Origin of the sequence: Serratia sp. G204Y (assembly GCF_051172435.1) — a bacterium.
GTDB lineage: Bacteria > Pseudomonadota > Gammaproteobacteria > Enterobacterales > Enterobacteriaceae > Serratia > Serratia sarumanii.
The window spans coordinates 761,188-780,775 of sequence record NZ_JBPIZA010000001.1 but is presented as its reverse complement, the minus strand read 5'-3'; the positions used below and the strand labels follow the sequence as shown (position 1 = coordinate 780,775).

At 60.8% G+C, this 19,588-nt stretch carries 17 protein-coding genes; 5 read left to right on the top strand and 12 right to left on the bottom strand.

Features of this window, described 5'->3' with window-relative positions; all coding sequences use genetic code 11:
* Nucleotides 1-63 precede the first annotated feature (63 nt).
* Nucleotides 64-1,848, top strand: a complete 1,785-nt coding sequence (gene narX, locus ACSBQQ_RS03840) for a nitrate/nitrite two-component system sensor histidine kinase NarX (RefSeq protein WP_060427927.1) — start codon at nucleotides 64-66, stop codon at nucleotides 1,846-1,848.
* A 10-nt stretch (nucleotides 1,849-1,858) separates the two neighbouring features.
* Nucleotides 1,859-2,509 (top strand): two-component system response regulator NarL, encoded by a 651-nt coding sequence (gene narL / locus ACSBQQ_RS03835; protein ID WP_016927346.1) that lies wholly within the window; start codon nucleotides 1,859-1,861, stop codon nucleotides 2,507-2,509.
* On the opposite strand, the gene ACSBQQ_RS03830 is transcribed toward narL, so the two are convergent.
* Nucleotides 2,506-4,017, bottom strand: coding sequence for a YchO/YchP family invasin (locus ACSBQQ_RS03830; RefSeq protein ID WP_080377032.1), 1,512 nt, complete (start codon nucleotides 4,015-4,017; stop codon nucleotides 2,506-2,508). The genes narL and ACSBQQ_RS03830 overlap by 4 nt on opposite strands.
* 429 nt (nucleotides 4,018-4,446) lie before the next feature.
* On the opposite strand from ACSBQQ_RS03830, the gene ACSBQQ_RS03825 reads away from it, so the two are divergent.
* The gene (locus ACSBQQ_RS03825; protein ID WP_230200363.1) at nucleotides 4,447-5,205 is read left to right on the top strand and encodes a prepilin peptidase; all 759 of its coding nucleotides are present in this window, start codon (nucleotides 4,447-4,449) and stop codon (nucleotides 5,203-5,205) included.
* Between the two features lie 312 nt (nucleotides 5,206-5,517).
* Here the strand turns inward: ACSBQQ_RS03825 and ACSBQQ_RS03820 are convergent, their stop codons facing one another.
* The 9 genes from ACSBQQ_RS03820 to chaB form a co-directional block, all read right to left on the bottom strand.
* Nucleotides 5,518-7,092, bottom strand: a complete 1,575-nt coding sequence (locus ACSBQQ_RS03820; RefSeq protein WP_060427926.1) for an ABC transporter substrate-binding protein — start codon at nucleotides 7,090-7,092, stop codon at nucleotides 5,518-5,520.
* 132 nt (nucleotides 7,093-7,224) lie between these two features.
* Nucleotides 7,225-7,896: an ABC transporter ATP-binding protein gene (locus tag ACSBQQ_RS03815; RefSeq protein ID WP_033634942.1), complete on the bottom strand. Its 672-nt coding sequence runs from the start codon at nucleotides 7,894-7,896 to the stop codon at nucleotides 7,225-7,227.
* Nucleotides 7,893-8,735: an ABC transporter ATP-binding protein gene (locus ACSBQQ_RS03810; RefSeq protein WP_060427923.1), complete on the bottom strand. Its 843-nt coding sequence runs from the start codon at nucleotides 8,733-8,735 to the stop codon at nucleotides 7,893-7,895. Before ACSBQQ_RS03810 ends, ACSBQQ_RS03815 begins: the two co-directional genes overlap by 4 nt.
* Complete coding sequence (locus ACSBQQ_RS03805; protein WP_043147604.1) at nucleotides 8,725-9,594, bottom strand: ABC transporter permease; 870 nt, start codon at nucleotides 9,592-9,594, stop codon at nucleotides 8,725-8,727. Before ACSBQQ_RS03805 ends, ACSBQQ_RS03810 begins: the two co-directional genes overlap by 11 nt.
* Nucleotides 9,591-10,646, bottom strand: a complete 1,056-nt coding sequence (locus ACSBQQ_RS03800) for an ABC transporter permease (RefSeq protein ID WP_060418939.1) — start codon at nucleotides 10,644-10,646, stop codon at nucleotides 9,591-9,593. Before ACSBQQ_RS03800 ends, ACSBQQ_RS03805 begins: the two co-directional genes overlap by 4 nt.
* Nucleotides 10,646-12,214 (bottom strand): ABC transporter substrate-binding protein, encoded by a 1,569-nt coding sequence (locus ACSBQQ_RS03795; protein ID WP_047571558.1) that lies wholly within the window; start codon nucleotides 12,212-12,214, stop codon nucleotides 10,646-10,648. The genes ACSBQQ_RS03800 and ACSBQQ_RS03795 overlap by 1 nt, the downstream gene beginning before the upstream one ends.
* A gap of 175 nt (nucleotides 12,215-12,389) precedes the next feature.
* Nucleotides 12,390-13,343: an HTH-type transcriptional regulator Cbl gene (gene cbl, locus ACSBQQ_RS03790; RefSeq protein ID WP_033634950.1), complete on the bottom strand. Its 954-nt coding sequence runs from the start codon at nucleotides 13,341-13,343 to the stop codon at nucleotides 12,390-12,392.
* Between the two features lie 302 nt (nucleotides 13,344-13,645).
* Nucleotides 13,646-14,341: a gamma-glutamylcyclotransferase gene (locus tag ACSBQQ_RS03785; protein WP_033647744.1), complete on the bottom strand. Its 696-nt coding sequence runs from the start codon at nucleotides 14,339-14,341 to the stop codon at nucleotides 13,646-13,648.
* A 252-nt stretch (nucleotides 14,342-14,593) separates the two neighbouring features.
* Nucleotides 14,594-14,821 carry a putative cation transport regulator ChaB gene (chaB, locus tag ACSBQQ_RS03780; RefSeq protein ID WP_033647745.1) on the bottom strand — a complete coding sequence of 76 codons (228 nt, stop codon included), beginning with the start codon at nucleotides 14,819-14,821 and terminating at the stop codon, nucleotides 14,594-14,596.
* 130 nt (nucleotides 14,822-14,951) lie between these two features.
* Here chaB and ACSBQQ_RS03775 point away from each other — a divergent pair, with 130 nt between their 5' ends.
* Nucleotides 14,952-15,770, top strand: coding sequence for a siderophore-interacting protein (locus ACSBQQ_RS03775; RefSeq protein ID WP_033634954.1), 819 nt, complete (start codon nucleotides 14,952-14,954; stop codon nucleotides 15,768-15,770).
* Nucleotides 15,771-16,064: 294 nt separating this feature from the next.
* Nucleotides 16,065-17,168 (top strand): sodium-potassium/proton antiporter ChaA, encoded by a 1,104-nt coding sequence (chaA, locus tag ACSBQQ_RS03770; protein WP_033647747.1) that lies wholly within the window; start codon nucleotides 16,065-16,067, stop codon nucleotides 17,166-17,168.
* Between the two features lie 37 nt (nucleotides 17,169-17,205).
* Here chaA and lpxO read toward each other — a convergent pair whose 3' ends face one another.
* Nucleotides 17,206-18,108, bottom strand: coding sequence for a lipid A hydroxylase LpxO (lpxO, locus tag ACSBQQ_RS03765; RefSeq protein WP_039565556.1), 903 nt, complete (start codon nucleotides 18,106-18,108; stop codon nucleotides 17,206-17,208).
* Between the two features lie 235 nt (nucleotides 18,109-18,343).
* Complete coding sequence (phoH, locus tag ACSBQQ_RS03760; RefSeq protein ID WP_015378226.1) at nucleotides 18,344-19,132, bottom strand: phosphate starvation-inducible protein PhoH; 789 nt, start codon at nucleotides 19,130-19,132, stop codon at nucleotides 18,344-18,346.
* Nucleotides 19,133-19,588: the final 456 nt, after the last annotated feature.

The following is a 19,588-nucleotide window of genomic DNA, read 5'->3' as shown; positions in this document are numbered from 1 at the left end:
TTACCCCGTCGCCGCCTTCTCCACCTGAGTTTCAGCGGCGCCAAATGCCAGGAACCCGCGCTTATGAAACGCCTGTTGGCCCCGCTTTCGATCGTGAATCAGGTCGCCCTGCTGATGTTGCTGTCGGGCATTCTGGGCGTGGCCGGCATGGGGATTTCCGCCTGGATGTCGCAAAGCATTCAGGGCAATGCGCACGCCATCAACAAGGCCGGCTCACTGCGTATGCAAAGCTACCGTCTGCTGGCGCAGGTGCCGCTGGATGAACGGCATGAAGCGTTGATTCGCGAACTGGAGCGCGACGAAAACAGCCCCGATCTGCAGCGTTCGGTGGAGCAGGAAGGGTTGACGCAACCTTTCGACGCCTTGCGCGACTACTGGCAACAGACCCTGCAACCACGCCTGCGCAGCGCGCAGCGCCCGGCCGACGCCGCGCCGCAGGTGGCGCACTTCGTGCAGCTGCTGGATAAGCTGGTGTCGGATATCGACAGGCAAACCGAGCGCCGCCTGCTGATGGTGACGCTGGTGCAGGCCGGCTTCATCGCGCTGACCCTGCTGCTGCTGATCGGCACCACCTGCTACCTGCGCCGCCGGTTGCTGCATCCGTGGCGACAGCTGGTGGAAATGGCGCTGGCGGTGGGCCGCGGCGATTTTAGCCGCCGCTTCGCGCAGCGCGGCCATCAGGATGAAATGGCGTCGCTCGGCGGCGCGTTGAACACCATGTCCGACGAACTGTCGGCCACCTACAGCGGGCTGGAGCAGCGCGTGGCCGAGAAGACCGCGGACCTGCAGCAAAAGAATCAGGTGCTGAGCTTCCTTTATCGCGCCAGCCGCCTGCTGCACGCCAGCGAGCCGCTGTGCAGCCGCCTGACGCCGCTGCTCAACCAGCTGCAAACCCTGACGCCGCTGCGCGCCATTCAGGTGCGACTGTATGAAAACGACAGCCGGGAACCGCTGCTGCAGCTGAGCGGCAACCAGCCGCTGCGGCCGGAGCATTGCCATAACCCGGTGTGCAGCGCCTGCCTGAACGACAGCGACCGCCAGCATCCCGACAATCCGTCGCTGAGCTGGAGCCTGAGCGACAAGCTCGGCGACTACGGCGTGATCGTGGCACAGCATGCGCCGCAACAGCCGCTGAACGATGAGCACCGCCAGCTGATCAACACCCTGGTGGAGCAGCTGACCAGCGTGCTGGCCATCGAGCGTCAGGTCGACCATCAGCAGCAGCTGATGCTGATGGAAGAACGGGCGGCGATCGCCCGCGAGCTGCACGACTCCATCGCCCAATCGCTTTCCTGCCTGAAAATGCAAATCGCCTGCCTGCAGATGCAGGGCGAAACGCTCTCTTCCGCCAGCCAGGTGCTGGTGCAGCAGATGCGCGAAGAGCTGAACGGCGCTTATCGCCAGCTGCGCGAGCTGCTGACCACCTTCCGCCTGCAACTGACCGAACCGGGCCTGCTGGCGGCGCTGCAATCGACAGTGGCGGAGTTCAATCCCAAACTGGGCCTGACCATCAGCCTCGATTACCAACTGGGGCCACGCACGGTGCCCGCCTACCAGGCCATTCACCTGCTGCAGATCGCCCGCGAGGCGCTCAGCAACATCCTTAAGCATGCCGCCGCCAGCGAGGTGAGCATTCAGGTCATCAACAAGCGGGGCGAAGTGACCCTGAGCGTATGCGACAACGGACGCGGCCTGCCGGCCGAGACGTCTCGCCCCGACCATTACGGCTTGATCATCATGCGCGATCGCGCCAAGAGCCTGCATGGCCGCTGCGATATTTTACCGCGCAGCGGCGGCGGCACCGAGGTGCGGGTCAGCTTCACGCCGGATAACCACGCCATCGACTAACGGAGACACCATGACGACAGAAACCGCCGCCACAATCTTACTGATAGACGACCACCCGATGCTGCGCAACGGCGTAAAACAGCTGATTGGCATGGACGCCCGCCTGCAGGTCATCGCCGAAGCCAGCAACGGTGAACAAGGGGTCACGCTGGCGGAGCAGCACGATCCGGATCTGATCCTGCTCGACCTGAACATGCCCGGCATCAACGGGCTGGAAACGCTGGATCGCCTGCGCCAGACCGACCTCTCGGGGCGCGTCGTGGTGTTCAGCGTGTCCAACCATGAAGACGACGTCGTCAGCGCGCTCAAACGCGGCGCCGACGGCTATCTGTTGAAAGACATGGAGCCGGAGGATCTGCTGAAGGCGCTGCATCAGGCGGCGGCCGGGCAGATGGTGCTGAGCGAAACGCTGACGCCGATCCTCGCCGCCAGCCTGCGGGAAAACCGCCCCAGCGCCGATCGCGATATTCAGCAATTGACGCCGCGCGAGCGGGATATCCTGAAGCTGATTGCCCAGGGGCTGCCGAACAAGCTGATCGCCCGCCGCCTGACCATCACCGAGAGCACGGTCAAGGTGCACGTCAAACACCTGCTGAAAAAGATGAAGCTAAAATCCCGCGTCGAGGCCGCGGTGTGGGTGCTGCAGGGTAAAAACGGTTAATCGCCGCCGTACAGCGGCCCGGTTTGCGCCGGGATCGGCGGCGGCGTCAGGGTTTTGATCGGCAGCAGACCCGCGTCATCGCCGGCGGTCGCCGTCAGCGGCGGCGCCACTTTCAGCTCTATCCAGTTGGACGTCACGCGCTGCTGCTTTTCGTCCTCCAGCGTGACCGACAGCCGGTAGCTGTTGGCGGCGCCCGGCGCGTCGTCCCACGGCGGCACGATCGCCGTCCAGCCCTGCGGATCGTTGGCGTTGTGCGGCGGCGTCAGGCTCAGCGCCTGCGTATCCCCCTGCCAACTGACGTGAGCGATGCCGTTCAACGCCTTGATTTCCAGCACCAGCGGCACGGTTTCCCCTGCCTGCAGGCTCCACGGCGGCGTGGCCAGGAACACCTGCAGCGTTTTGCGCTGGCGGAATTCCAGCACCGGCACGTTCTTGCGTTCGATGGGATCGTAGCGGCTGCCGCGCAGCGACTTGGCCTGCGCCACATACTCCGGCGAAATCTGCTTCGCCAGCGGTACCCCGAGCCGATAACTCAGCGCCAGTTCGACCTGATCCTGGCTCTGCCCGCCCGCGCCAATCTTATGCAGCGCCTTCATCGTCACCAGCGGCACCGGCGTGTAATTGAGCCCCAGCTGCATCGCGCGCGGATCGTTTTGTTTTTTGCCGCTGCCAAACAGATCGACATTATCGCCCAGATACTGCTCATAGCTGAGCGAACCGCCGATCTGGCGATAAAACGGCAGATAGCCTTGCGTCGTGATGTCGTAACCGCGCGCCGGACGGCTGAAAAACACGCCATCGCCGGGCTGTTGCGCCAGCGCCGACAGCGGGTAGTAATAGTTGGTGGAGAAACGCAGGTAGTCTCCCCAGGCTTCCGCGCCGACGCTGCCGCGATTGCGCTGCCGGGCGAAATCGCTGTCGAGCGCCGTGTTGTAACCCAGCAGCCAGTCGCCGACGATCCAGCGCTGCCCCAGCGCAAAATTGCCGAGCGCCCCCGCGCTTTGCTGCAGCCAGCCGATCTGGCTGTAGGTCAGCAATCCGTCGACGTCGTACAGCGGGCTGAATAACTGCCCGTTGCTGCCGGTAAAATCCCCCTCACCGGTCATCTTCAGCGATAGCCGGGCGGTGCCCAGCGGCGACAACAGCTCCTGCGCCTGTTGCTGCAGCGTGTCGGCCGCCTGGCCGAGCAGGTAATCCTCGGCGCGGCTGCGCATCTGCTGACGGGAAACGTTATTCAGATCTTTTTCGCCAAACTGCTTGGCCATCTCGGCCCACTGCTTCTCGCGCGCGGCATCGTCGGGCGCACCGCCCAGCTCCGGCAAACTCTCGGCCGGATCCGCGGCTTGCCGTTCGGAAGAAATAACGGCGTCCGGCGCCGGCGGGGATTCGGCGCACACGGGCGCCGCGCCGGCCAGCCACACCAGCGGCCCGGCCAGCCAGGCCGCCCGGCGGCGGCGCCAGAGTCGTTTTTTGATTTTGATGAGTCCTGCCTGAATTTCGTCTTTCATGACACCGTTGGCCTCCCTCCCTCCTGGAGCATGCCAACCCACTGCTTTACTGCCGCCTTTCCCGCGGCAGATCTGAAAAACCTTACGTCCCGGCCTGTCGGGGCGCCTCTCCCTTAAAGCCTAACGGCTTGACGAGCAGAAACAATAGGATAAACCCCAATCACCTCTCAGTGACGCCGTCACTTACGCCATTGGCCGCTCCATTCCGGCCGCCAGGTGAATTCACACCCTTTTAGCGCCGATTTTGCCGATAAAAAGCGCAGCAACCCACTGCTGCGCGCCACCGCGCATGGCATTGTATCACTCTGCAATACCTAAAATGGCAATGCGCACGACTGCGCATTCCTCACAACCCACCGCATTTCACTCCGATGAAATACGCATTTTGCCGTTATTTTAAACATCTGTTTCACGACTGACGGAGCCTTGATGTTTCTTTTCTCACTGTGGCACGCGCTGTTTTTTACCGCGCTGCTGTCGGCAGGAATGCTCGCCTTCGCGCTCATCACCCGGCTGGAGCGAACGGCGGCCGTGCGCGCCAGCCCGCCGAGATTGCGCCGCCGCAGCCTGCTGCTGACGGCCCTGGGTTTGGCGTTGGCGGCGCTACCCTTTGACCTGCCGACAGCACATCGGCTGTGGTTACCGCCGGCCGCGGCGCTGCTGATCGCCCTGGCCTGGCTAGACTGGCGCCACCGGTGGCTGCCGGACCGGCTAACCCAGCCGCTGCTGTGGGGCGGGCTGCTGTGCAATCTCGACGCTCGCTGGGCGCCGCTGGACGATGCGGTTATCGGCGCCGCCGCCGGCTACGGGGCGTTGTGGCTGCTCAACGCGCTTTATCGGCAGCTGCGGCGGCGTAACGGCATCGGCCAGGGCGACTTCAAACTGCTTGCGGCGCTGGGCGCCTGGCTCGGTTGGACGATGCTGCCGCTGCTGGTCTGCCTGGCGGCAGTGTTCGGATTAGGCATGGCCTTGGCGCGCGGCCTGCGCAACCGTCGCGCCTGGCGAACGCCGCAACCTTTCGGCATCGCCTTGGCGGCCGCCGGCTGGCTGTTGCTCTTGATGAACGCCGGCCAGAACGCACCAGCGTTGTTCGGTGAGTTCTTCAGCGTCTCGATCAGCCGATTGAGCAATCCGGCCACTTCTGCCGTGCTGGCCGTTGCCGGATTGGCCAGTGGCTGGAAACCATAAAAACTGTTCCGGCGTCACAACCTCACCGGCGGCGAGCCAGGTTGCCGCGCGCTCCACTGAAGCGTTTCCGTTATTGTCCATAATATCTCCTGAGGTGATGTGTCCGCCTCATTGCGGACAACCGCGGTGAAAGACTTAAACAACGCCGCCTTTCAGCGCCAATTTATCAGCGCCATGTGAGCACGTTATGAAATTTCATTTTATTTCACCCTGACAAAACCTCTCACGATTCCAGGTTACAGCAGCAAGCGATTTCACGCACGGGCGGCCTTTGGCGCGATAGAAAGCTCGGCCAGGCGCACGGCGTTGGCGCTACTTGCTGACCCGATCCAGATACAGCATGCTGTTGGCGATATCCAACTGGGCACCTTTGACGTTGTCGCGCAATGCCACCAGCGTTTGCCCCTGCAGCGCCACTACATAGGGCGAGCTGGCCTGCAGTTCCCGTTGCAGCGCGGCATAACGTGCGCGGCGCGCGGCGCTGTTGCCCTCTGCGGCCGCGGCACGCGTTTCCGCGCTGATGGCGGGAATGCCCCACTGGGTGCGCCAGGCCAGGGTTTTCGGCCCACCGGGCACGTTGTAGGCAAAGGCGCTGGCGTTGGTGTTCGGATCCAGGTAGTCGGCGCCCCAGTAGGTGAAGATCGCCTGAAAATCGCGGCCGCGCATCTTGCCCCACAGGTCGCTCTCCACCACCGGATGGATATCCAGCCGCAGCCCGGCCTGCGCGAAGCTGGCCTGCAGCGCCTGTGCGATGTCAGTGTACGGCGGCTGATTGATGACGATAAGATCGAGGCGCGTACCTTCGGCAATACCGGCATCGCGCAGGATCTGTTTGGCTTTGCCCACGTCGAGCGTAAACGGCCGATCGTCGAGCGCCCCATCCAATCCCTGCGGCAAGAAGGCCTGATGCACGCGATATTGCCCTTTCAGCAGTTGCTCGGCGATGCTTTGATAATCCACCAGCCAGCGCGCCGCCCGCCACAGCGCCGGATTGCCCAGCGCCGGGTTGTCTTTGCTGCCGGTGTTGAAACCGAGGTAATAGACCCGGGGCGCATCGGCCTGCTCGATGCGCACGCCAGACGCGTTGCGCAGCGAGTCGAACTGGTCGGCGCCCAGATCGTAGGCCACGTCGGCATCCCCTTTCAGCAACAGCAAACGGCGGGTGCCGGCGTCGCTGACGTTCTTGAACAACACCGTTTTCAGCCGGGCCGGCGACGGCGCATAGTCGTTGCGGCCAAACAGCAGCGCTTCGTGCGGCACATAGTTGCTCACCCGATACGGGCCGCCGCCGGCGGAATGGCCGCGCAGCCAGGCATTGCCGTAATCCCCCTGCTGCGCGTGCTCGTTCAGCAGCTTTTCATCCACGATCGAGGCCACATTCGCCGTCAGCAGCCGCAACGCCAACTCGCTGCCGATGTTGGCGGGCCAACTGAGTTGCACCTGGTTATCCCCCACCTTCTTCAGCTGCTGCTCAACGTTATCCGGCGTCCAGCCAAACTCACCGAGAATAAACGACGGCGCCTTGTTCAGCTTCACCGCGCGAACCAGCGAGAAAATCACGTCTTCGGGCCGCAGGGGATTGCCGGAAGCGAAGCGCTGCTGCGGTTTCAGGGTAAAGATCAGGCTGTGGCCATCGGCGCCCGCTTGCCAACTGGCGGCGGCGTCCGGCGCCAGCGTTTGCGGCGCACCGCGATCCGGCGCCACCAGGCGCTGATAGAGGTTGACCAGATTAGCCGAGCTGACGGTTTCAAAACTCTCCGCCGGATCGAGGCTGATAATGCCCTCCAGCGAACTGACCACCACCAAGGTGTCCTGCGGGGTGGCGGCCTGCGCACCGAACGCGGCCGCCAGCGCGCCATACAATAAGGTTGGGATTAACCGTTTCATCGATACACTCTCCACTATCACGCAATTGCGCTGTTTTTCGAGTGTAGGGGGTAAGAATTAACGGAAGAACGACGATAAATTGCTTTATTTATTACCAGGATGGATATGCCCGCCGCGTTGGCGGGCATAGGGTCAAACGATGATGCGGCCGTGCGCCATCGCCACCGAACGATCGCACATGTGGTCAATCACGTCCGCATCGTGGCTGACCAGCACCATCGTCAGATCGCCCGCCTGTTTCAGCTCGTTGAGCAGGTTGAGGATCTCCGCCTGCACCGACATGTCCAACGCCGAGGTCGGTTCATCCAGCAACAGCAGTTTCGGCCGCAGCAACAATGCGCGCACAATCGCCACACGCTGACGCTGGCCGCCCGACAGCTGATGCGGGTAGCGCTCCAGCAGGCGCGGATCCAACCCCACCTGGCGAAAGCCCGCGCTGATTTTACGTTCGATGTCGCTTTCCTGCAGCAGTTTGAGCGGCTCCGACAGCGTACGCAAAAGCCGGTGCTTGGGGTGTAGCGAAGCATAGGGATCCTGAAACACCATCTGCACCTCGCGCCGCAGTTCGCCGGTAAACGCCTGGCCCGGCTGCAGGCGCCGCCCCAGCAACTCAAAGCCGCCCTGCCAGCTGCCATTCAGCCCGGCCAGCACCCACAGCAACGAGGACTTGCCGCAGCCGGAAGGCCCCACCAGCCCGAAACACTCGCCCGGTTCGATGCGCAGGTTAACCTCATGCACCACGGTGCGCAGTTCGTAGCCCTGGCGATGACTGACGCTCAGGTTCTCCAGTGCGATCACGCTCATTTCAACGTCTCCAACAGCGCGCGATCCAGCACCGGCAGCGGTTTGCCGCGCGTCTCGCGGCTCGGCCGGCACGCCCACAGCGTGCGAGTATAAGGATGCGTGGCCCGAGCCAGCTCTGCTGCCAGCAGCTGATCCAACAGCTCGCCTTTGTACATCACCAGCACCCGCTCGCAGTGGTGCGCCACCTGCTGCAAATCGTGGCTGATCAGGATCAGCCCCATATTGCGTTGCGCCACCAGGTTTTCTATCAGCTGCAGCACCTGATCGCGCATCTGGTGATCCAGCGCCGAAGTCGGTTCGTCGGCAATCAACAGCTGCGGATCGTTGATCAACGCAATGGCCAGCATCACCCGCTGCCCCATGCCGCCGGAGAGCTGATGCGGATAGCGGCGGCACAGCGCAGCCGGATCGGGCAAGCCCACCGCCGCCAGCATCTCCAGCACTTTTTCACGCCGCTCGGCGCGGCTCAGCTTCGCATGCAGCACCAGCGGCTCCTCCACCTGACGGCCGATCGGCTGATTGGGATTCAGCGCATGCTTGGGATCTTGCATCACCATCGCCACCCGGTCGCCGCGCAGCCGGCTCCACTGGCGCTCGCTCAGGCGCGTCAAGTCTTCATCGCCCAGCGTCAGGCGCTGCGCCTGCAGCTGCAACGGCGGCGGCAATAGCCCCATCAGCGCACGCGCGGTCAACGATTTGCCGGAACCGGACTCACCGACCAGCGCCAGCCGCTCCCGCCCCATGCTGAACGAAATATGCTTCACCAACGTCACCGGCTGTGGCCCCGGCACGCCGATCGCCAACCGTTCGACGGTCAATAAGCTGTTATCAGTGCCCATGACGAGGATCCATTTTGTCGCGCAGGCCATCGCCCAGCAGGTTAAACGCCAGGCTGGCGAACAGGATCGCCCCGCCCGGCGCGGCGGCGACCCACCATTGGTCGAAAATCACTTTACTGCCTTCGGCCACCATCGAGCCCCATTCGGCGGTCGGCGGCGCGACGCCCATGCCGAGGAACCCCAGACCGGCGGCGGACAGGATGATGCCGCCCAGGCTGAGCGCTGCGCGCACCACCGCGCTCGGCAGGCATAAAGGCAAAATATGGCCGACCATCAGCCGCAGCCCGTTGATGCCCTGCATGCGCGCCGCCGCCAGGTAATCGCTGCGGCGCAGCGCCAGGGTTTCGGCCCGCGCCTGGCGGGCAAAGGCCGGCCAGCTGGTCAATGCCAGCGCCAGCGCGCCGTTCATCAGCCCCGGCCCCATGACCGCCACGAACGCCAGCGCGATCACCAGGCTCGGCAGCGACAGAAAAATGTCGGTCAGGCGCATCAAAATGCGCTCTACCCAGCCGCCGAGATAACCGGCGCCAATGCCGACGAGCAGGCCGATGGGAATGGTCAACACCAGAATCAGCGACACCAGAATCAGCGTCGGCCGCGCGCCGTAAATCACGCGGGAGAGCAAGTCGCGGCCAAAGCCGTCGGTGCCCAGCCAATGTGCGGCGGAAGGCGGCAGTAACCGCAGCTCGATATGCTGCAGATTGGGATCGAAAGGCGCCAGCCACGGGGCCAGCAGCGCGGTGACGATCAGAATCGCCACCAGCGCCGTGCCCAGCGTCAGCGTGGTCAGGCGCCGGCCACGGCGGTAACCGACGGCCGGCTCGCTTTGCGGTTCGTGTTCAGAGAGATATTGGCTCATCGGGTTCGCGGATCCACTAAATAGGTCAAGGCGTCGGCCAGCGCATTCAACAGCACGAAACAGGTGCCGATCAGCAGCGTGGCACCGAGGATCGCCGGCGTATCGGCGGCAAACAGCGCCGAGGTCAGGTAACGCCCGACGCCGGGCCAGGCGAACACCGTTTCGGTCAATACCGCGCCCTCCAGCAGGCTGGCGTAGGAGAGAGACAGTACGGTGATCAGCGTGCCCAGCACGTTGGGAAACACATGGCGCAGCAGAATGCGCAGGCGCCCGGCCCCCTTGGAACGCGCCAGCGTCACGTATTCCTTGTTGCACTCTTCCAGCATCGCCGCCCGCAGCAACCGAGTAATGCCCGCCATCGACAACAGCGCCAACGCCACTACCGGCAACCACAGGTGGCCGATGGCGTTGTAGAACATGTCGCGATCGCCAGACAGCCAGCTGTCGATCAACACGAAACCGCTACGCGGCTCCATGCTGTACAGGTAGATGTCGTCCAGCCGCCCCGGCCCCGCCGACCAGTGCAGCGTGGCGTAGAACAGCAGCAGCCCGAGCAGGCTCAGCCAGAAAATCGGCACCGAATAACCGATCAGCGACAGCAGACGTGCCGCGTTATCCAGCCAGCTGCCCGGTTTGAGCACCGCCAGAAACGCCAGCGTAATGCCGCCGAGGGCGCCGAGGATAATGGCGCAGGTGGCCAGCTCCACCGTCGCCGGGAAGGTACGCAGCAGATCGCTCAACACCGGCTGGGCGGTTATGCGCGAAATACCCAAATCGCCGTGCGCCAGGTGCACCAGATAACGCCAAAACTGCACCGGCAACGGCTGATCCAATCCCAACTCATGCCGCACCTGTGCGTAGGTGGCTTCGCTGGCATGATCGCCCGCCACCTGCAGCGCCGGATCGATCGGCGCCAGATGCGACAGCATGAAGGTGAACAGCAGCAGGCCAAGCAACGTCAACGCCAGCGACAGCGCGCCGCCGAGCAGCCGCCCGCCCCAGCGCCAATACCGCCGGGCCGTCCCGGCGGAGGCGGACAGTTCAGCGGCCATTACTTGCTGACCTTGCTGTAGAACACCATGTCAGGGTTGATGCCCTGCACATAGCCCTTGAGGTTGTCGCGCACCGCAATCAGGCTGCGCGCCTGCAGGCCGATGACGAACGGCGAGCTTTGCTGCACCTGTTTTTGCAGTTGCTGGTAGTCGGCCACCCGTTTGGCGGTGTCGTTTTCCGCGGTGGCGGCCAGCGTCAGCTTGCTCAGCGCCGGGATCTGCCAGTTGGCGCGCCAGGCCAGCGTCTTGCTGCCGTCTTCCGGGTTGTAGGCGAAGGCTGCGGCGTTGGTGTTAGGGTCGAAATAATCCGGCCCCCAGGAAGTCAGCGTCGCATCGTAGTTAAGCGCTTTCACCTTGGTGGAGACCTGCGAGCTGATGCCCGGCACCAGTTCCACCTTCACGCCGCCCTGGGCAAAACTGGCCTGCAGCGCCTGGGCGATATCCAGGTACGGCGGCTGGTTGTTGACGTCCAGACGGAAACTGACGTTGCTGAGCCCCGCTTTGGCCAGTATTTCTTTGGCTTTCTGTGGATTGAAGCTGTACGGCTGATCCTTGAGCGCACCCAGATAACCGTCCGGCAGGAATGCCTGATGGCTCTGGAACTGCCCTTTCAGCAGATCGTCGGCGATGCCTTGGTAATCGAACAGCCAGCGCGCCGCCTCCCAGAACGCCGGATTGCCGAGCGCCGGCGACGCCTTGGCGTTGAACTGCAGGAAATAAAGCGAGGCGTAAGGAATGGCCAACGGTTTGACGCCCGGCTTGCCCTTCAGGGCCGCCATCTGGTCTGCCCCCAGGTTGCGCGCGATATCGGCATCGCCCTGCTCGATCAGCAAACGGCGCGCGGCCGGATCGGGCACGTTTTTGATCAGGATGGTTTTCAGCGTCGGCGCCCCTTCCGGCGAGCCTGGGTTGGCGTCCAGCACCACAACCTCGTGCGGCACATAGGTGCGGATTTTGTAAGGGCCGCTGCCGGCGGAGTGGCTGTTCAACCATTGGTGCCCCAGATCGTCGCCCTGCTGGTGCGCCAGCGCCTCTTTGGCGTCGACGATCGACGATACCGGCGCCGACAGCAGGCTGAGCACGAAGGCCGGGCTGACGTTTTCACTCCAGCTGATTTTTACCTGGTGGTCATCCACCTTGCTCAGGTGTTGCTCCACGTTCTTCGCGTTCCAACCCAGCTGCGTCAGGATAAACGACGGCTCCAGATTGAGTTTTACCACCCGTGAAAGCGAGAAGATCACGTCTTCCGGCCGCAGCGGATTGCCGCTGGCGAACCTGGCGTCCGGGCGCAGGCTGAAAGTCAGGCTGCGATTGTCGGCGCCGGCCTGCCAGCTGCTGGCCAGGGTTGGCTTGAGATCGATAGGGTTGTGCGGATCGGACTGGATCAGACGCTGATACAGGCTGTTGAACGACTGCACCGTGGTTAACTCAAATCCCTGGGCCGGGTCAAAGCTGACCACGTCATCGATAGACTGCGCGATCACCAGCGTGTTGGCCGGCGTCGCCGCCTGCGCGTTAACGCTGGCCGCCACGGCTAAAAACAGCAAAGAAGGAACGAGCGCTTTCATCTGAAACTCTCCAAGCGGATGGAATTTATAATAATTTCGCGAGTGTATGCGAGCACGATCGGCAGCTGAAGGTACTTAAATCACTATAGATATTCTTTTTATGTATATAGATGGGATTTTGATTATTAGGGGAGCGATGCGGAATGCGCGGCAGGGGTTGCCTGCCGCTTATCGATTAAATCTGGTAGTCAATCACCGCATCCAGCTGCGACGAGAAGACCTTGTCCTTGATTTCGGTCAGCGACAGCGTCGGGTTGCACAGTTGGATAAAGCGCCAGGCATAGTTGCGCTGCAGCTGGCTGCGCTTGAGGCCCAGCCATACCGTATTGGGTTCAAACAGGTGCTCGGCGTTGAGGCTCACCAACCCGCGATCGCGCTCTTTTTCATACGACATGTCCGCCAACACGCCTACGCCCAATCCCAGTTCGACGTAGGTTTTAATTACGTCGGAATCCTGCGCGCTGAGCGCGATGTCCGGCGTCAGGCCCGCCGCTTTGAACGCCGCATCCAGCTTCGCGCGCCCGGTAATGCCCTGGCGGTAAGTGATCAGCGGCAAGGTGCTGAGCATCTCCAGCGTCACCTGCGGCTGGCGCGTCAACTCGTGCCCTTCCGGCACCAAAATGGTGTGATGCCAGCGGTAGTACGGGAACGCCGCCAGCGACTCGTCACTCATCAGCCGTTCGCTGGCGATGCCGATATCGGCTTCGCCGGCGGCCAGCATCGAGACAATCTCTTCGGGGCTGCCCTGATTGAGCACCACCCGCACCCGTGGATAAAGCGCGCGAAACTCTTTGATCACTCCCGGCAGGCTGTAGCGCGCCTGGGTGTGCGTCGTCGCGATATGCAGCTGCCCCGAATCGTTGCTGCTGAAGACGTCCGCCAGGCGACGGATGTTGTTGGCGTCGTTGAGAATGCGTTCCGCCACCACCAGCAGCTCTTTGCCGGGCTCGGTCATGCCCAGCAGCCGTTTGCCGCGGCGAATGAATATTTCAATGCCCAGCTCTTCTTCCAGCTCGCGAATATGCCGGCTGACGCCGGACTGCGAAGTAAATAAGGTATTGGCGACCTCGGTCAGGTTGTAGTTGCAGCGCGCCGATTCGCGAATAATTTTTAATTGTTGAAAGTTCATCCCCGTCTCCCTGTTTCTTGCGGTAGCGTCTGCCATATTGATACGGAGTCCTGCGGGGCTGAACAAATAAGAAATAGCCTTTAGTTATGCAATTTAATACTAAGTGAATTATTTATCGTGACTCTCGGGGTGTGAAGACGGAGGAAAATGATGAATGGCTTTAAAAATAACGAGATAAATAACCATACAAAGAGACAGGCTTAAATGATCATGCAGAATAAAGTTATTAAATAGAGGTATTAGATATATGAAAAAGGGCTCCGCACGCTGAGCCCTTTACTGTCTGCCGCCCCGCCAACGCCTCAGGCCGTGGCCTCGGCCCCGAAAGCGCCGGGGCGGTTCTGCTGCAACCATTGCTGCACGTAACGCACCAGATCGCCGATGCAATCATCCTGCATGCCGTGGTGCTTCAGCTCGTTATCCAGCGCAAACAGGTATTGCGCGTTGGTGCCCAGCGGGCCGCTGGCGCTGGCGATCAATGGCGCGATCACCTGGTGGCTGGTGTCTGCTTCAAACAACGGATGCTGCGGGTTCATCACGAACACCAGCGCCGTGACGGCCTCACCGCCCTCCAGCTGCAGCTCACACCAGGTCGGCACGTAGCAATCGGTGATCATCTCGCGCTTCCACAGCAACTCCAGCTCTTCGCGCAGCGTGCTTTCCGGCAGACGGAAGGCCAATCCGGTGGTCTGGCCGCCCTCTTTCAGCGCCAGCATGCGCCCCGGCTGATGCAGCGTGCCGCGCCCGGCGGTCAAACGCATGCAGAACGCCCGATGCCAGCCCTGCAGTATGGCTGGCCGCACTTCTTCCGATTCGAAAACCGGATTCCACATCAGCGAACCGTAACCGAATACCCATACCGGGCTGTGATCCGGCCGGCGCGATAATGTGCACGCCAACGAGGCTGCGCGCTGTTCAGGCGTCAGCAACAGCGACTCCTCAATAGCGCCAAAGGCGGTTTTGCAATCCGCTTTTTGCAGAAAATCTCGCGTTAACACTGTTACAACCTCCCGGGAATACGATTTCTCGTCCTCCCTCGCCACTACTGAACCTTTGCAATTTTATTTTTTGGTGCGGAATTTTATTAATTCAATAACCGCTCCGATTAATAATGACCATATTCTTTTCCCGCCGCGCAATCAAGTTGCAAAGCGGCGTTAACGTGGAAAAGTATTTGTACTGAGCAGCAATAATATTAATTGCCGAGGTCAGCATAACGTCTGCGCGATTTTTACCGGGCATGAAAGGCGTTACTTTTTGTGCCAGCGCTCATCGTCGCCCTTGCGATAGCTTTGTTTGACCGCTGCCCAGGCCACCTTGTGCGCCGTCTCTTCCCGGCCGGCGTCACCGCGTCGATCTTCAGGATCCCGATATTGTTGCCAGGCGCTGTTGAACGCTTCTTTATAGATCGCCTGCGCATGGGCCGGCAGCACATGCTTCACATTGTCCGGCAAGTCGTTCGTGTCTTGGTATGGCATCACGTCCTCCCGTGCGTATTGCGTGAGCCTTAAGCCTAGCTCACACGCAGTTGCGCCTCAATGAGCAAACAATTCTCATTATCAAACGGCATGGTATACTCACCGCCAAACGAACTATAAGGAGATCCCCGTGACTACCGAAGCCCCTCGCTCACGCGCCCCCTACCTGATCGCCGTCAGCGCCGTACAGGACATTACGCCGCACCTGCGCCGCATCACCTTTACCGCGCCCGATCTGCGCTACTACCCGGCCAACGCCGCCGCTGCGCACATCAAAGTCTTTTTGCCGCTCGCCGACCAAACTCAGCCGGATCTGCCGACGCTGACCGAAAACGGCCCGCGCTGGGCCGCGGACGCCGTGCGCCCGATCGTGCGCACCTATTCCATTCGCGCCGTGCGCCCGGAACAGGCGGAAGTGGACATCGAATTTGCGATTCACGATCACCGAGGCCCAGCGGTCGACTTTGCGCGCCAGGCGAAAATCGGCGATAAAATCGGTATCAGCAACCCGGGCGGCCCCAAACCGATGCTGCCGGCGGCCGATTTCTACTGCCTGGCGGGCGATCCTTCCTCGCTGCCTGCGCTGGCCGCGCTGCTGGAAAACCTGCCGCCGCACAGCGCCGGGCGCGCTTTCGTCCGCGTCGACAGCACCGCTGACATGATTGACCTGAAAAAACCCGCTGATGTTGAAGTCAATTGGATCGTCGGCGGCACGGAGAAAACCGACGAACTGATCGCTCAGTTCCGCGCACAGTCCCTGCCGCAGGGCGAAGCGCACTTCTGGCTCGCCGGTGAAGATCGCCTGGTGGTGGGGTTGCGCCGCTACCTGCGCCGTGAACGCCAATGCGATCGCAATCGTCTTTATGCCGTACCTTACTGGCGTGAGGGGCTAAATGAAGAGGGTTACCACAATAAACGGCATGAAATCATGGATAATATTGATGACTGACGGTCTCATTTTCCTTGATTAACCAAGCGGTAAATGAGTAAACACGACTTTTCTCAAATCTAACGTTAAAAATTGGCGTTACTGCGTAAAAGTAAGTAAATAAAACCGCACCCCGTGCGGTTTTTTTGCTACCCTGATCACATAAAGCAAGCAATTGCTTTCTCAGATAAAAACAACATCACACCGGCGCCGCGGGTGTATCCTAATATAAAATACCTACTGGAAACGCAGAGTTGCCGTGCCACGGCGACCGGCGCCGACGGGCTACGCTGTTTGAGAAGGAGTGTCACCCTCATGAAGTCGCAACACGATCCTGGCCGATCCACCAAATCTCGCCACACCGAATACTCGCTGATCTTCCCCATCGCCGCGCTGGTGGTGTTGAACCTGTGGAGCAGCACCGCTAACTTTCCGCTGATCGTCGGCATCAATATTCTCGCGCTGGTGGGGATCCTCAGCAGCGCCTTCAGCGTGGTGCGCCACGCCGACGTGCTGGCTCACCGATTGGGCGAACCCTACGGCTCGCTGATCCTCAGCCTGTCGGTGGTGATCCTCGAGGTCAGCCTGATCTCGGCGCTGATGGCCACCGGCGACGCCGCGCCGGCGCTGATGCGCGACACGCTGTACTCCATCATCATGATCGTTTCCGCTGGCCTGGTCGGCTTCGCGCTGCTGCTCGGCGGGCGCAAATTCGCCACCCAGTACGTCAATCTGGGCGGCATCAAACAGTACCTGATGGCGATTTTCCCGCTGGCGGTGATTGTGCTGGTATTCCCGAGCGCGCTGCCGGGCGGCAACTTCAGCACCGGGCAAGCGCTGTTGGTAGCGCTGATCTCCGCCGCCATGTATGGCGTGTTCCTGGTGATCCAGACCAAAACCCACCAGAGCCTGTTCGTGTACGAGCATGAAGACGACGACGGCGACCCGCATCACGGCAAGCCTTCTTCCCACAGCAGCGCCTGGCATGCCGCCTGGCTCATCGTGCACCTGATCGCGGTTATCGCCGTCACCAAGTTCAACGCCAATCCGCTGGAAGGTCTGTTGACCAAAATGAACGCGCCGGCGCAGTTCACCGGTTTCCTGGTGGCGCTGCTGATCCTGTCGCCTGAAGGGCTGGGCGCGCTGCGCGCCGTGTTGAACAATCAGGTGCAACGCGCCATGAACCTGTTCTTCGGCTCGGTGCTGGCGACCATCTCCCTGACCGTGCCGGCGGTCACCATCATCGCCACCCTGACCGGGCAGACGCTGATCTTCGGCCTGCAAACGCCGCATATCGTGGTGATGCTGACGGTGTTGCTGCTGTGCCAGCTGTCGTTCTCGACCGGCCGCACCAACGTGCTGAACGGCACCGCCCACCTGGCGCTGTTCGCCGCCTACATGATGACTATCTTCGCCTGATCAAAAAGGGGCGCACACCGTGCGCCCCCACCTTCGTTTATACCGAGAAGAATATCGCCGCGGCGATCCCCCCGAACAAAATCCACTTGATGATGTAGTAACCGGTGCGATTCCAGGCCTTTAGGCGTTTCCCCACCCGGCGTATCGCATAGATGTATTTGAACATCTTGTTGACGCCGCCGGTGCGATCGCCCTCTTCATTCGGCGCGGTGGCGGCGCTCATCAGATTGCGCCCCAGCCAGTGGTTCACCGCCTGCGCCCAGCGGTAGCGCATCGGCCGTTCGATGTCGCAGAACAGGATCAGACGGTTCTGCCCGCTCTGGTTTTCCGCGTAGTGCAGATAGGTTTCATCGAACATCACGCCTTCCCCGTCGCGCCAGCTGTAGCGCTCGCCGTCCACCTCAATGAAGCAGCGGTCATCATTGGGGGTAATCAGCCCCAGGTGATAACGCAGCGAACCGGCGTAAGGGTCGCGGTGGCGCGGCAAACGGCTGCCGTCCGGCAGTTCGGCGAACATCGCCGCCTTGACCGAAGGCAGGTTGCGCAGCAGTTCCGTGGTCTGCGGGCACAGGGTCATGGCGGAGGGATGGCTGTCTTCATACCATTTCAGATAAAAGCGCTTCCAACCGGTCTTGAAAAAAGAGTTGAAACCGGCGTCGTTGAATTGATCGGACGCCTTGATCTGCTGGATCTCCATCAGCTTCTGTCCTTCGTCGCGGATGGTTTCCCAGTTATCTCTCAACACCGCCAGCTCAGGAAACTGCTCCGGCTTCAGGTACGGCGTGGTCGGCACGCGGGAAAACAGATACATGAAGACGTTCAATGGTGCGGTAAAGGTGGAATGGTCAGACAGCTGCCGCCACACGTTGTAGCGCACCCGTCCGCGGTAATGCACATAGACGACGCATAAAATAAGCAAAATCAGAACGATGTATTTCATGTTTGAATCGCATCAAGGAACCTACACGCTATGCGCCGCGCGGCGCACACCCCAGATAATGTCCTTTTGGCGGCACAGGCAAATTGCGCGCCAATCTGGCACTCACTAATCATTGACGCTAACTCAACGAAAATCTATACAAAAAACCACAATAATTTACACAAAGGTTAAACGAAATGATAAATGAGGGGCGATAAAAAAGGCCGCCGAAGCGGCCTTTCCATTAGCGGATAGGTTAACTGTAAGCGTTGAGCGTGCGCTGGCACAAAGCGGAACGCACGCAGTCCTGTTTTTCAAAGCGGATAACGCCGATCATCTCGTCCTCTTCGAAGCGCTCCAGGGCATCGCTGAGGCCGGATTTCACGCCGCGCGGCAAGTCGCACTGGGTCACGTCGCCGTTAACGATAACCGTCACGTTTTCTCCCAGGCGGGTCAGGAACATTTTCATTTGGCTGGCGGTCACGTTCTGGGCTTCATCCAGGATAACGACCGCATTTTCGAAGGTGCGCCCGCGCATATAAGCGAACGGCGCAATCTCTACCTTGCCGATTTCCGGGCGCAGGCAGTACTGCATAAAGGAAGATCCTAAACGACGTACCAGAATGTCATACACCGGGCGGAAATAAGGCGCGAACTTCTCGGAGATATCCCCCGGCAAGAAACCGAGGTCTTCATCCGCCTGCAAAACAGGACGGGTAACGATAATCCGATCCACCTCTTTATGAATCAGCGCCTCCGCCGCCTTGGCGGCGCTGATGAATGTTTTGCCACAGCCGGCTTCGCCGGTGGCGAAGATCAGCTGCTTATTCTCTATGGCTGATAAGTAATGACCCTGAGCTTCGGTTCTAGCCTCGATGGGTGAGCTATCGCGCTTGTCTCGCGCCATGCCGATAGACTCGACTCCCCCCATTTGCACCAGCGAGGTCACAGACTCTTCTTCCAGCTGGCGATGACTACGAGCGTCACGACGAATAACGCGTTTCGCTTCACGACGTGCTTTGATCACTGCTTTCTGTCTACCCATAGTGGCACCTTACAGTTTGTTTCACCTACCGCAACGGCCTGGCCGCGCGATTATGTTTCACACACGTATTAGGTTTTGGCCTCCTCCGAGCCAATAAGAGCCAAGGGACAAGGTGAATTGACGGCAACGCTTAAGCGCCGTGTCTTCACGGGACAACGCGGACTGCATCAATAAACGTGGAGTAAAAAGTGATGAGATTCGGTAGCGATAAGAGTGCGGAGTTGCCGGTAAAAGAGAGTCGGAGAGATAACCCTCGTTACAACGAGAAATCAGGGGAGATGTGTTATTTTTTCTTTCCAGCCCAACCAAGGACTTTACCATTAGCGATCCCCGCAGTGATATTTACAGCTTCAAGCTGTGCACCGTGTGAAAACTACCGCCAGATGATTACAGTATAATGACATTCAATCTCGTCGCGTTACTAAAATGTAAAAAAATTTAATATCTTTTGTTTTC